Here is a 14,158-nt window from a genome sequence, read left to right as displayed (position 1 = left end):
AAGACACGCTTAAAATTAACCAGTGTGGTTTTAAAAGTAAAATCGCCAATTTAGTAATAATTGATTAAAAAAACAGTAATAATGGAGGTGTCATAATGAATTCTGTCGGCATCCTTGTGGCCATTGCGGCGTTGATTATCGGCGTTGTTGGTGGCTATGTCATTTTCAATGTCGTGCACAAGCACAACATTGAGAATGCACAAAATAGTGCCGAGGGAATCATTAGCCAAGCGAAAAGAGATGCCGCTGCTGCCAAAAAAGAAGCGATTGTGGAAGCAAAAGATGAAGCTCACCAGTATCGTGACCAGGTAGAAAGCGAACTAAAGAGTCGTCGTGATGAAGTGCAGAAGCAAGAAGAGCGACTGCTGCAGCGTGAAACATCTCTTGATCGCAAGGATAGTTCCCTTGAAAACCGTGAAAATGCGGTCTCAGACCGTGAACACCGCTTAGACCGGCGGGAAGAAAAATTACGATCGTCCCAAAAGAAGGCTGATGAGTTAGTTCAGCAGCGGGCTGAGGAATTACAAAAGGTTGCCAAGTTGACCCAGCAACAAGCAAAGGATATCTTGTTCAACCAACTGAAAGACCAGCTGACGAGCGAACGGGCGGTAATGATTCGGGATAGCGAGCAAGAAGCTCAGCTGACTGCTAATCGTAAGGCCAAGAGCCTGATCGTCCAGGCTATTCAGCGCTCAGCTGCTGATACGGTAACTGAAGCAACCGTCTCGGTTGTAAACTTACCGAATGAAGAAATGAAGGGGCGGATTATTGGCCGGGAAGGGCGAAATATCAGAACCCTTGAAACCTTAACTGGGATTGACCTGATTATTGACGATACACCACAAGCGGTTGTGTTATCCGGCTTTGACCCTGTTCGTCGCGAAATCGCTAAGATGGCCCTTGAGAAACTAATTGCTGACGGGCGGATTCACCCGGCGCGGATTGAAGACGCCGTTGAAAAAGCGCGTGACGAAATGGACGCTAAACTCCGTGAAGTCGGTGAAGAAGCGATCTTTGATCTGGGATTGCATTCAATGCACCCGGACCTGATTAAGACTGTCGGGCGGATGAAGTATCGGACCTCTTACGGGCAAAATGTGCTGACCCACTCGATTGAAGTGGCTAAGCTGGCGGGAATTATGGCCGCCGAACTTGGTGAAGATGTGACGATGGCTAAACGTGCAGGCTTGCTGCACGATATTGGCAAGGCAATTGATCATGAAGTCGATGGTTCCCACGTAGAACTCGGTGTTGAGTTAACGCGGAAATACAAGGAAGACCCGATTGTCATCAACACGATTGCGTCGCACCATGGTGACGAATCAGCTAAGTCGGTGATTGCCGTCCTTGTTCAAGCTGCGGATGCCATTTCTGGGGCCCGGCCAGGCGCACGGAGTGAGTCACTAGAACAATACATTCAGCGACTGAAGAAGTTGGAAGAAATTGCCAACCGCCACAACGGGGTTGACCACAGTTATGCTATCCAGGCCGGACGTGAAGTACGGGTCATAGTTAAGCCAAAGAAGGTTTCTGACCTGCAGGCGGTTGCCTTGTCGCATGACATTAAGCAAGAAATTGAACAACAACTTGAGTATCCTGGCCATATTAAGGTCACGGTTATCCGTGAAGTGCGGGCCACTGACTATGCAAAGTAGCGGGAGACTTTCTGAAAAGGGGATCGTGATCACTCATCACGACCCTTTTTATGCTTTTTAGATGGGAGAGAGATTTTTGGCAAAACTGACACCGATGATGAAACAGTATCAGCGAATTAAGGATCAATATCCGGACGCATTCTTGTTTTACCGGATTGGGGACTTCTATGAGCTCTTTAATGATGATGCCATTAAGGGCTCACAACTGCTGGAACTGACTTTGACGCACCGCAGCAAGGCGGTGGCCCACCCGACGCCAATGTGCGGGGTCCCGCATAAGGCGGTGGAAAATTATATTGATATCTTAATCGATAAGGGCTACAAGGTGGCTATCTGTGACCAGATTGAAGATCCTAAACTGGCCAAAGGGATGGTTAAACGGGCGGTCACCCGCCTGGTCACTCCAGGGACACAGATGGACCTCACTGGCGATGCGGCGAAAAATAATAATTACTTAGCGGCAGTTGTTCAACGTGGTGATCACTTTGACCTGGCCTATACTGACCTGTCAACGGGTGAAATTAAGGTAACGACGGTTGACGATCAGGCAAGCGTGATGGATGAATTAATTAACCTGCAGAGCCGCGAAGTAGTAGCTGATGATTCACTCGCACAAAAGGTGCAGACGCAGTTGACCAGGTTGAACGTGATGATTTCACACCAGTCCAAGGTGGATGAATACCATGAGATGAGCCACCTGGTTCAACTAATTCCTGACGAGCACCAGCAATACGTTGTCGAGCTCTTAATCAGCTACCTTCTCACCACGCAAAAGCGGTCACTGGACCACCTGCAGCAGGCAGTGGCTTACCGGCCGAGTGCTTACCTGAAGCTTGACCATTATTCGAAAACGAACCTCGAACTCATTACTAATATGCGCAGTGGCAAGCGCCGGGGAACGCTGGCCTGGTTATTGGATGAAACGAAAACGGCCATGGGGAGTCGCTTGCTAAAACGGTGGCTGGATCGCCCCTTGATGAATGTTGACCAGATTAATCGTCGTCAGGATAAGGTCGCAGAGTTACTCGACCATTATTTTGAACGGAATAATCTCCAGGACGAGTTAACTGAAGTGTATGACCTGGAACGACTGGCAGGACGAATTGCTTACGGGAGCGTTAATGGCCGTGATTTGATTCAGTTGAAAACATCACTGCAACAAATTCCCAAGATTAAGTATGTCCTGGAAACCCTTGATTCACCAGCGTTTGATGACCTCAACCAGCAGCTCGACCCGCTAGAAGATATTACCCGGGTGATTGACACAGCCATCAAGGATGAACCGCCAATTGCCGTGACGGAAGGCGGCGTGATCAAGGATGGCTATAATGATCAACTGGACCAGTACCGTGATGCAATGGCTAATGGGAAGCAATGGATTGCCGACTTACAGGCCAAGGAACGACAGGCGACCGGGATTAGTAATCTGAAAATCGGGTACAACCATGTTTTTGGTTACTACATCGAAGTTACCAAGGCCAACCTGGCAAAGCTGCCAGCAGACCGCTACGAACGCAAGCAAACGCTAGTTAATTCGGAACGCTTTGCCACTCCGGAACTGAAGGAAAAGGAATCACTGATTTTGGGAGCTCAGGAAAAGTCCGTTGCCTTAGAATACGACTTGTTTGTTAAGGTCCGTGACCAGATTAAACGGCAAATTCCCCGCCTCCAAAAATTGGCAAAGGCAGTTTCCGAGTTAGACGTCTTACAAAGCTTTGCGGTGGTCAGTGAGAACTACCACTTTGTGCGGCCAACCTTTACGAAGGAACGCAACATTGACGTCGTAGATGGCCGTCACCCGGTGGTTGAAAAGGTTCTTGGTCACCAGGAATACGTTCCTAACGATGTGAAGATGGACCAGCAAACGGAGATTTTGCTGATTACTGGGCCGAACATGTCGGGGAAGAGTACCTATATGCGGCAAATTGCCTTAACTGTCGTGATGGCCCAGATGGGCTGCTTTGTCCCGGCAACGCGGGCAACTTTACCCATTTTTGACCAGATTTTTACCCGCATTGGTGCCGCTGACGACCTCATTTCCGGTGAGAGTACCTTTATGGTGGAAATGATGGAGGCCAACCACGCCCTCAAACACGCCACGGCGAACTCATTAATTTTGTTTGACGAAATTGGCCGGGGAACGGCAACCTATGACGGGATGGCCCTGGCACAAGCGATCATTGAGTACGTTCATCACCGGGTTCATGCTAAGACGTTGTTCTCCACCCACTACCATGAGTTAACCGCCTTAGACCAAACTCTTCCCCGGCTGAAAAATATCCATGTTGGTGCTACCGAGGAAAATGGCGAACTGGTCTTTTTGCACCAGATTCAAGACGGTCCCGCTGACAAGTCCTACGGGATTCACGTTGCTAAATTAGCGGGGATGCCTGAGGACCTGTTAAAGCGGGCGACGGCCATCTTAAACCAGTTGGAACAGCGGGGGACGACGGATTCCGCAATCGTTGCGAGTGGAGCAGCTGCAGCGGCGGAACCGACTAACGAAGAGGCCCAACCAGCAAGTGAGTCATCATCATTAGCTGCTGAAGAAAATGGGCAGCTGGAGTTGTTCAAACCAGCGCCCACGAAAAAGGTGGCGGGGCCTGACCAGCAAATCCTTAACCAATTGCGGGACCTCAACTTGATGTCAATGACGCCAATGGACGTCATGAACAAAATTTACCAGTGGCAGCAACAGCTAAAGTGAGGTGATTAACGATGGGAATTATTCACCAGTTAAACCCGGTCTTAGCTGATCAGATTTCCGCCGGCGAAGTGATTGAACGGCCGGCATCAATCGTCAAAGAATTGGTGGAAAATTCACTTGATGCGCGGAGCACACGAATTGACGTGATTGCGGCCAACGCCGGCTTAAAGAGTATCCGGGTAATTGACAACGGCGTTGGTATTGCAGCAGATGATGTTCCCCGAGCGTTTTTGCGTCACGCTACTTCCAAAATTAGCTCGCGGCGGGACCTGTTTGCCGTGGCCACAATGGGTTTTCGTGGTGAGGCATTGCCGAGTATTGCCTCCGTTGCCGATGTTGAGATGGTCACCGCGGTCGAACACCAGCCGGGTGTTGACTATCATTTACGTGGCGGACAAGAGCTTAGCAAGAGGGCTGCTGGTGCTCGTCGGGGAACAGATATTACTGTTCGCGACTTGTTCTACAATACTCCTGCCCGGCTAAAATACCTGAAGACCCCGCATACGGAGCTGAGTCGGATTGTCGACATTGTTAACCGCTTAGCCCTGGCACATCCTGAAGTGGCCATTAGCTTTACGCATGACCAAAGAGAACTGTTTCGCTCGGCCGGTAATGGCAACCTCCCCCAAGTAATTGCGGCCATTTACGGGGTGAAGGTCGGCAGACAGATGATCCCCCTCAGGGCGGCTGACGATGATTTTCAAGTGAGTGGCTATCTTTCGCTACCGGATTTAACCCGGGCAAGTCGTCAGTATATTACCCTGACTATTAACCACCGCTATGTCCGCAACTTTGCGCTGACAAAGGCGGTCACTGCTGGTTACCGTTCCAAGTTGATGGTGGGCCGTTACCCGGTAGCGGTGATTAATGTTGACCTTGACCCCCGGCTGGTGGACGTGAATGTCCATCCGGCAAAGCGGGAAGTACGGCTCAGCAAGGAAGACCAACTCACAGCGCTGATTGAAGCGGGTGTTAATCGTGCCCTTAGCCAGGCCAACTTGGTTCCTGATGTGGGTGATGAAGCCGCTAACTTGCTATCAAAAGACGAGACCAAGGTGAGTGAACAACAGCCACAATTTAATCCCACGCCAGCAGCACCCATTCATCACCAGCTGCTAGCCACTAACCCGGCCGATGCTGATGCAACGGATAGCTTCGTTGATCATCCAGTGGTAATTCACCAGCAACAAGACCTGGATAATGATGATGTTCAAGCATTTGACCAACGCTACCAGCATGAGGAATTGCCGGGAATCTTTGGCGATGAGGAAGCTCACCAGCAAGTGGTCACGCCAGGCCCACCGGTCAAAACTGAACAGCAGTCGTTGGGGATTAGTGACCAGGGCGACCAAGCTGCTGACCGTTTTCCGCAGCTAGAATACATTGGCCAGTTGCACGGAACCTTTTTGCTAGCTCAAGCTTCCGATGGCCTATACATTGTCGACCAGCACGCTGCCCAGGAACGGATTAATTTCGAGCGTTATCGAAAAGAAATTGCGGACGTTAGTGCTGACCAGCAAACTTTCCTAACACCATTGGTGCTCACTTACCCGACGGCAGCGGCTTTAAAAATTATTGATCGGTTACCACTTCTTCACCAGGTAGGGTTACAACTAGAGCAGTTTGGCCAAAATAGTTTTATGCTGGCTGCCCACCCCACGTGGTTTGTTGAAGGACAGGAAGAAGCAACGGCACGGGAGATGATTTCCTGGGTGCTGCGGGGTGAAAAGTTGAATTTGGAGCAGTTTCGTCTTAAGACGGCAGCGATGATGAGTTGCAAACGGGCGATTAAGGCAAACCACCACTTGGATGAGCAGCAGGCGCGCGCGCTCTTGGCTCACTTGCGACAATGCCAAAACCCGTTTAACTGTCCTCACGGTCGGCCAGTAACCATTCACTTTACGGAGACGGATCTTGAAAAAATGTTTAAGCGAATTCAAGATTCACATGTTCCGTATGCTGATGAGTTTGATGAGCACGGTGATAATTAACAGTCGGCCAGTGGATGCGACATAAGCTGCCTGACTAATGCTAAAGATAACAATAGCTCCTAACGTTCTGCTAAAACCGAACGCTAGGGGCTTAATTGTTGCTTCCTTAATTGTTTGGTGGTGGGGAACAAGTGTTTTGTGTTAAACTAATGAATAGCTTAAACGAGGAAGTAGTGAAAATATGTATGAATATTTGACCGGTTTGATTACCGCGGTGAAGCCGACCTACATTGTTATTGACGTTCAGGGAGTCGGTTATCAAGTTCACTGTCCGAACCCTTACCATTACCAAGTAGACCGGCAACACCCCGTTACGGTTTACATTTACCAGTCAGTCAGCGATAGCGACATCTCACTTTATGGGTTAGTGGACGAAGAAGAAAAGCAACTCTTTTTGCAACTGCTAGCTGTTTCGGGAATTGGACCGAAGAGTGCCCTGGCCATTTTAGCTAGTCCTGATCACCAGGGATTGATTGATGCCATTGCCAACAATGATGTCTCGTATTTGACTAAGTTCCCCGGAATTGGTAAGAAGACAGCTGGTCAGATTATCCTGGACTTGCAGGGAAAGATACAGCAACTTTCGCTGACGGATCAGGTGGACGAAGTCACTGACCACCAGGATGAACCGGCACTTCTCGATGCACTGGCGGCGCTAAGGGCACTTGGCTACCAGGAACGAGTAGTTAGCAAAATGAAAAAACAACTGGCCAAGAAACCAGGGCGGACCACCGACGAGTACCTACGGGAAGGCCTGCACTTGCTTAACTAGGATTATGAAGGAGGACGCAGATGGCAGAAAAAAATCAGCAGCACCAGCTTCTGTCAGGGAAGACGGAAGACACGCAAGAAGAGCAGCTTGAGCCCCAACTGCGGCCGCAAACACTAGCAGAATACATCGGTCAAGACCAGCTCAAACACGAGTTGCAGATTTATATTAAAGCGGCACGTGAACGGGAAGAGGCACTTGACCATGTGTTGCTCTATGGCCCACCAGGATTAGGGAAGACGACCCTGGCGATGGTCATTGCCCACGAAATGGGGGTGAATATTAAAACGACGAGCGGACCGGCAATTGAAAAGACGGGGGACCTAGTGGCCCTGCTAAATGAACTTCAACCAGGGGATGTCCTGTTCATCGATGAAATTCACCGTTTGCCGAAGGTTGTCGAGGAAATGCTGTATTCGGCAATGGAAGATTACTATATCGACATCGTTGTTGGCGAAGGACCAACTGCCCACCCGATTCACTTCCCACTACCACCATTTACCCTGATTGGTGCGACGACCCGTGCCGGCATTTTATCTGCCCCGTTGCGTGACCGGTTTGGAATTGTCATGCACATGAATTATTACACGGAAACAGAATTGCAGCAGATTGTCTTTCGCTCAGCAAGGATTTTCAAAACAACGATTGATGAAGACGGCGCCCACGAATTAGCATTGCGGTCACGTGGGACACCCCGGATTGCGAATCGCTTGCTGAAGCGGGTTCGTGATTTTGCTCAGGTTGCGGGAAAGCCAACAATCGATACGGCAAGCGTTAAGCAGGCTTTGAAGTTGTTGCGGGTTGACTCTCGGGGTTTGGACGGGACTGACCGGAAGATGTTAACAACAATGATTAACTACTATCATGGTGGGCCAGTAGGACTCAAGACCATTGCCGCGAACATTGGTGAAGAGACCAACACGATCGAAGAAATGTACGAGCCCTACCTATTGCAGATTGGCTACCTGAGCCGGACCCCGCGGGGCCGGGTAGTAACGAAGGCCGCTTATGATCACCTCCACTTACCATTACCAGAGGATAAGCAGTAAGTCTGCAGATTAAATTAGCGAGATAACTGTCTTTAATGCTTGATTTCTGTTAGAATATTCTTCGTTAGTATTGATCAATCTTTAATTTCGAGAGGATGTCACGTTTTGAATAACAACACTTTATCAAGCCTGGGCTTAATCGTCCTGATGGTTATTTTCATGTACTTTTTCCTGATTCGGCCACAGCAAAAGCAACGGAAGGCTCACCAGTCAATGATGAGCAAGCTGAAGAAGGGTGACCACGTAGTGACGATCGGCCGCCTTCACGGTGTCGTTTACGACTTAAACGAAGCGAAGCGGACTGTCACCCTGGATTGTGATGGGATTTACTTGACCTTCGATTTAGGGGCTATTATGCGGGTGACTGCGCAGTCCGCTGCTGAAGAACAGCACGTGGCTGAAAAGCCAGCTGCGTCCACCAAGAGTGACGATAAACAGAGCAGCGAAGAAAAGGCTGCTTCGGCAAATGACCAAGACAAAGAAGAACAAAATGATGAGGCCCAGAACTAGACTGGCCGTTCATCATTAGGCTGACCAAAGAGTGCCCCTGGAGCCGTAGTGGTTTCAAGCGGCACTCTTTTTGTTAAGTTGTTATACTAGTAATATCAATGAACGGAGGAGCAGATGATGGAAAATTTTAATGAAATAATGAATGCAATCAAAAAATACAGCCGGATCATCATCCACCGCCACCAACGCCCTGATCCGGATGCAGTGGGGTCGCAGGTTGGGTTGGCAGAAATTTTACGGTCTTCATTCCCGTACAAGGAAGTCTTTGTAGTCGGTAAGGATATTCCAGAGTTCGATTGGATCGGGCAAATGGACGAGATTGATACTTCACTATATGATGACGCTCTGGTGATTGTGACTGATACGGCGAATGCGCCGCGGATTGATGACCGCCGTTTTAATCTGGGAGACATGCTGATTAAAATTGACCACCACCCGGATGACGAACCTTATGGTGATGTGTCGTGGGTTGATGACCAGGCGTCCTCTTGTTCGGAAATGATTTACCGCTTCTACCAGCGGTTTGCCAAGCAGTTAAAGTTGCCGCAGCAGGCGGCAAATGCACTATTTGCCGGAATTGTGGGTGACACTGGCCGTTTCATGTACCCAGCCACTACACCGCAGACGATGCTGGTGGCGGGGGCCCTCATGGCTGCCGGGGCCGATGCCGCGGCTATTTGCCGGCGAGAAGACGCAATCACGTTGCCACTAGCAAAGTTATCCGCCTTCGTTTACCAACATCTGGCCATTACGGATCACGGGATTGGTTATGTGACCCTGGACAAAAAAACGCTCGACCAGTTGCAGCTGACTGAAGCTGAAACGTCCGCAGTGGTTCCCCTGCCAGGAAAAATTACCGACGTAGTAGCCTGGGTGATCTTTGTTCAACAGGAAGACGGACGTTTCCGGGTTCGCCTACGTTCGAAGGGACCAGCGATTAACGGCGTGGCTAAAAATCATCACGGCGGTGGCCACCCGATGGCCAGCGGTGCGAAGGCGGCCAATGAAGCAGAAACTAAGCAGATTATCAGTGAGCTGGATAACCTGGCTAGCCAGCAGCTGAAGTAAGGAGTAATAAATGACGACAGAAAAACAGTTTGCCGCATTTCAGTTCCAACCGTTTATCAATCAGGCAATTGCTGATCTTGGTTTTAATCAACCAACCCCGGTTCAACAAAGGGTGATCCCGGTAGTTCTTGCCGGCCAGTCGGTAGTTGGTCAATCGGCAACCGGGAGTGGCAAGACCCACGCCTTTCTCTTGCCCATTTTTAACCAACTGGACCCGGCCAATAAGAAGGTGCAAGTGGTGATCGCCACTCCCAGCCGCGAATTGGCCTACCAGATCTATGGTGCTGCCAAGCAAATTAATCATTTTGCCCCCGAGAGGTTTTTGATTCATAACTACGTCGGTGGCGCTGACCGGCAACGACAATTGGAGCAACTAGCTAAAGCCCAGCCACAGGTGGTTATTGGGACTCCTGGGCGGATTTTGGATATGGTGAACCAGGGCGCTTTAGATATCCACACCGCCAGTCAACTAGTCATTGATGAAGCCGATATGACCCTTGATATGGGCTTTTTGCCAACGGTCGATCAAATTGCCGTCCGCCTGCCACAAGACCTGCAGATGATGGTCTTTTCAGCAACGATTCCTGAGAAACTGCAACCATTTTTGAAGAAGTACATGGCTAACCCGGTCGTTGAAAAAATACCGGTTGCAACGGTCATCAACCCCGACGTTGATAACTGGCTAATCAATACCAAGGGACGCGACAGAAACAAGCTGATTTACCAGCTATTGACGATGGGTGAGCCATACCTGGCACTTGTCTTTGCTAACACTCGTGAACGGGCAAATGAGTTGGCCCGTTACTTACAGGAACAAGGCTTGGACGTCGCCTTGATTCATGGTGGCCTGCAGCCGCGGCAACGGAAGCGAGTCATGCGTCAAGTCCGCCACCTGGACTACCAGTACGTCGTGGCAACTGACCTCGCTGCCCGGGGAATTGATATTGATGGCGTTTCGCTGGTGATTAATGATGACCTTCCCGAAGATTTGGAATACTTTGTTCACCGGGTAGGTCGTACCGGTCGCAAGGGGATGCATGGGACGGCCATCACCCTTTACCAGCCAGCAGAAGACCAGCTGATTGAACAACTGGAAAAGCGCGGTATTCACTTCCACCCGAAGACCATCAGTCGGGGACGGGTTGTCGATAGTTATGACCGTAACCGGCGCAATAACCGTCAACGTAAGCAGGAAAAACTGGACCCGACGATGATTGGCTTTGTGAAGAAGACCAAGAAAAAGGTCAAGCCGGGCTACAAGAAGCGGATTCGCAAGGCCATTGCTGATGACCGCGAATACAAGTGGCGGAAGCAAAAACAACACGAAGAGCGGCACGCTCGTCGTCAACGTCAGCGCAAACACCGGCGCGAACGGGAATTACGGCGTCAACAGGAAAACCAGGATTGATTTTCGCAAGTGTGGTGGTTATAATTACTGGTGTTTGGGATATGTCATCTCGCGGCGATTTGCAGAAACGTTTTGGTTGATGGAAAAAACGATGAACTGCAGATGGTGCTCCCCAGATTGGCAAGAAAATTAATTGGTCAACTGACCGCTAAAGAGGCTAACGATAAGTCATCGTTGCAAGCAGAGTGGTACCGCGTCTTAGGCGTCCCTGCATCGCAATGGTGACTTTTTCTTTTCCTCGGGAGGGAGAGCTTATGAAAGAATTAAAGCACCTGGATAGTAGCCAGGTTCGTGCAATGTTCCTGGAATTTTTTAAGGAGCATGGTCATACAATTATGCCGAGTGCTTCACTAGTGCCAGTAAATGATCCGACGTTACTGTGGATTAACTCTGGTGTCGCCACAATGAAGAAGTACTTCGATGGCAAAGTTGTGCCGAATAACCCCCGGATGACTTCCTCGCAGAAGAGTATCCGGACTAACGATATCGAGAACGTTGGTAAAACGGCTCGTCACCACACGATGTTTGAAATGCTCGGTAACTTTTCGGTTGGTGACTACTTTAAAAAAGAGGTCATTCCGTGGGCCTGGGAACTGCTGACAGGTGACAAGTGGTTTGCCTTTGATCCCGAGCGGATTTACATCACTTACTACCCGAAGGATACCGAAACTCACGACCTGTGGCGGCAAGTCGGGGTCGCTGAAGACCACCTTGTTCAAGATAAGGACAACTTCTGGGATATTGGTCAGGGTCCGTCGGGTCCTGATACCGAAATGTACTACGACCGCGGCCGGGAATTTAACGATATTCCGGCCGACGACGCGGAAATTTACCCGGGTGGGGAAAATCAGCGTTACCTGGAAATCTGGAACATTGTTTTCTCGCAGTTTAACCACACGCCAGAAAATACCTATGAACCGCTGCCGCACAAGAACATTGATACGGGGATGGGCCTGGAACGGGTCGTATCAATTTTTGAAAACGCCCCGACTAACTTTGAAACAGACCTCTTTTTACCGCTGATTAAACAGACTGAAAGTTACAGTACTAAGAAGTACCACCAGGATAAGGATGACGATATTCAATTTAAGATTATCGCCGACCACATCCGGACAATTACCTTTGCCATCGGTGACGGAGCCCTTCCGTCCAACATGGGTCGCGGTTACGTGATTCGGCGGTTGCTGCGGCGGGCAGTTGTTGCTGGTAAGAAACTCGGGATTAATGACAATTTCCTCTACAAGATGGTCCCAACTGTTGGGAAGATTATGCAGTCCTACTACCCGGACGTTCTTGACAATGCGGACTACATCCAAAAAGTCATCAAGTCTGAAGAAGAGCGCTTCTCGTCAACCTTAAACGGCGGGTTAAACTTGCTCAACGAGGTAATTGCTCAGGCCAAGGACGACGGTACTAACCAAATTGACGGGCGGACAGCTTTCAAGCTTTATGATACTTACGGTTTTCCAATTGAACTAACGCGTGAATACGCTAATGATGAGGGCCTGACAGTGGATGAAGAGGGCTTCGACGCTGCCATGACCGAACAGCAAAACCGTGCCCGTAATGCCCGGAACATGGATAACGGGATGGGGATTCAAAAGGATGTTTGGACCGAATTTACTGAACCAAGCAAGTACGTCGGCTATCACCAGTTGGCAGTCGACGGGGCAAAGGTAATCGGCCTGGTTCAGGATGGCCAACATGTTGAGCTTGCCAAACCAGCTGAAGATTCCCACGTGGAAGTCATTTTTGACCAGACACCGTTTTATGCTGAAATGGGTGGACAAGTTGCTGATACCGGGAACATTATCGATAACTACGGGAAGATAGTTGGCCGGGTTGTCGACGTCCAACATGCTCCGCACCAGCAAAACCTTCATGAGGTGCAGCTGACTGAACCGCTCAAGCTTAATGCTCGCTACCGCTTAGTTGTGGACCGGCAACGGCACCTGAAAATTGAAAAGAACCATACGGCAACTCACCTGCTGGACCAGGCATTGCGTAATGTCCTTGGTGGTCACACCCAGCAAGCTGGCTCCCTGGTTGAAGAGCACTACTTGCGGTTTGACTTCAACCACTTTGGTCAGGTCACCGCTAAGGACCTGCAGGCCGTCGAACAAATGGTCAACGAGCAGATCTGGAAAGAAATTCCGGTCGAGACCGTTGAAACGGATATTGATTCTGCGAAGGAGATGGGTGCGATTGCCCTCTTCTCTGAAAAATATGGTGACCGGGTCCGGGTCGTCAAGATTGGTGATTACAACACCGAATTCTGCGGTGGGGACCACGTCAAAAACACTAACGAATTAGGCTTGTTTAAGATTGTTTCAGAAGGTGGGGTTGGTGCCGGTATCCGGCGGATTGAAGCCGTCACTGCGAGCGACGCCTACCAGTTCATGCAAGAGCGGGTTGACCTTTTGCAAAACGTTGCCAACGAGCTCAAGGTGGCCCAGTTGAAGGAAGTTCCACACCGGGTTAGCGAGTTGAGCGAACAACTCAAGGCAGCTAACAACAAGGTAGACAGCCTCGAGGCAAAGATGGCCGCTCAGCAGGCTGCCGATGTCTTCGGTAACGTCCAGCAGACTGCTGCCGGTACGTTGATTGCTGCTGCCGTTAAGGTTGCGGGGATGGGCCAACTGCGTAAGTTAGCCGATGAATGGCGTAACAAGAACTTGTCTGACGTGCTGGTTTTGGCAACGCCAAATGGTGAAAAGGCCAACATGCTGGTTGCCGTTAGCGACCAGGGGGTCAAAAACGGCTTAAAGGCCGGTGACATTATTAAGCAGCTGGCGCCAGCCATCAACGGTGGCGGTGGCGGACGACCAACGCTGGCCCAGGCTGGTGGGTCCAACCCGGCTGGTATTGCGCAGGCGATTAAGCAGGCCACCGACGTTTTGAATAAGTAAAGAGATACCAAAAGGGGGGCTGTGACATAAGTCCCTAATAAAAAATGGATCTCGATGAAATCTTCGGATTTCATTGAGATCCATTTTCCTTT

General features: G+C 50.0%; 9 protein-coding genes. All 9 read left to right on the top strand.

Annotation, left to right across the window (positions count from 1 at the left end; translation table 11 throughout):
- Positions 1-95 precede the first annotated feature (95 nt).
- The 9 genes from rny to alaS all read left to right on the top strand — a co-directional run bounded on the left by rny (position 96) and on the right by alaS (position 14,066).
- A complete protein-coding gene (gene rny / locus Q0E49_RS04200) occupies positions 96-1,655 on the top strand; it encodes a ribonuclease Y (protein ID WP_295746703.1) in 1,560 nt (519 codons plus the stop codon).
- Between the two features lie 94 nt (positions 1,656-1,749).
- Positions 1,750-4,362 (top strand): DNA mismatch repair protein MutS, encoded by a 2,613-nt coding sequence (mutS, locus tag Q0E49_RS04195; RefSeq protein ID WP_295746716.1) that lies wholly within the window; start codon positions 1,750-1,752, stop codon positions 4,360-4,362.
- Positions 4,363-4,373: 11 nt separating this feature from the next.
- Entirely contained in the window at positions 4,374-6,353 is a 1,980-nt protein-coding gene (gene mutL, locus Q0E49_RS04190) for a DNA mismatch repair endonuclease MutL (protein WP_295746702.1), read from the top strand.
- A 181-nt stretch (positions 6,354-6,534) separates the two neighbouring features.
- A complete protein-coding gene (gene ruvA / locus Q0E49_RS04185; protein WP_295746701.1) occupies positions 6,535-7,125 on the top strand; it encodes a Holliday junction branch migration protein RuvA in 591 nt (196 codons plus the stop codon).
- Positions 7,126-7,145: 20 nt separating this feature from the next.
- On the top strand, positions 7,146-8,171 hold the full coding sequence (gene ruvB, locus Q0E49_RS04180) for a Holliday junction branch migration DNA helicase RuvB (RefSeq protein WP_295746700.1): 1,026 nt from the start codon (positions 7,146-7,148) through the stop codon (positions 8,169-8,171).
- A 105-nt stretch (positions 8,172-8,276) separates the two neighbouring features.
- A complete protein-coding gene (gene yajC, locus Q0E49_RS04175) occupies positions 8,277-8,681 on the top strand; it encodes a preprotein translocase subunit YajC (RefSeq protein ID WP_295746699.1) in 405 nt (134 codons plus the stop codon).
- 117 nt (positions 8,682-8,798) lie between these two features.
- Entirely contained in the window at positions 8,799-9,749 is a 951-nt protein-coding gene (locus Q0E49_RS04170) for a bifunctional oligoribonuclease/PAP phosphatase NrnA (RefSeq protein WP_295746698.1), read from the top strand.
- Between the two features lie 10 nt (positions 9,750-9,759).
- Entirely contained in the window at positions 9,760-11,157 is a 1,398-nt protein-coding gene (locus tag Q0E49_RS04165; RefSeq protein WP_295746697.1) for a DEAD/DEAH box helicase, read from the top strand.
- Between the two features lie 254 nt (positions 11,158-11,411).
- A complete protein-coding gene (gene alaS, locus Q0E49_RS04160; protein WP_295746696.1) occupies positions 11,412-14,066 on the top strand; it encodes an alanine--tRNA ligase in 2,655 nt (884 codons plus the stop codon).
- The last annotated feature ends 92 nt before the right edge of the window (positions 14,067-14,158 follow it).

Source organism: uncultured Limosilactobacillus sp., assembly GCF_934202235.1.
Taxonomy (GTDB): domain Bacteria; phylum Bacillota; class Bacilli; order Lactobacillales; family Lactobacillaceae; genus Limosilactobacillus.
Note: the sequence above shows the minus strand (reverse complement) of the source record. Positions and strands in the feature narration are given on the sequence as shown.

What these genes read in the sequence shown, in the direction of transcription:
- ruvA (WP_295746701.1), top strand. Translation starts at nt 6,535, where the DNA reads ATGTATGAATATTTGACCGGTTTGATTACCGCGGTGAAGCCGACCTAC.
- ruvB (WP_295746700.1), top strand. Translation starts at nt 7,146, where the DNA reads ATGGCAGAAAAAAATCAGCAGCACCAGCTTCTGTCAGGGAAGACGGAA.
- Q0E49_RS04165 (WP_295746697.1), top strand. Translation starts at nt 9,760, where the DNA reads ATGACGACAGAAAAACAGTTTGCCGCATTTCAGTTCCAACCGTTTATC.
- alaS (WP_295746696.1), top strand. Translation starts at nt 11,412, where the DNA reads ATGAAAGAATTAAAGCACCTGGATAGTAGCCAGGTTCGTGCAATGTTC.
- rny (WP_295746703.1), top strand. Translation starts at nt 96, where the DNA reads ATGAATTCTGTCGGCATCCTTGTGGCCATTGCGGCGTTGATTATCGGC.
- Q0E49_RS04170 (WP_295746698.1), top strand. Translation starts at nt 8,799, where the DNA reads ATGGAAAATTTTAATGAAATAATGAATGCAATCAAAAAATACAGCCGG.
- mutS (WP_295746716.1), top strand. Translation starts at nt 1,750, where the DNA reads ATGATGAAACAGTATCAGCGAATTAAGGATCAATATCCGGACGCATTC.
- mutL (WP_295746702.1), top strand. Translation starts at nt 4,374, where the DNA reads ATGGGAATTATTCACCAGTTAAACCCGGTCTTAGCTGATCAGATTTCC.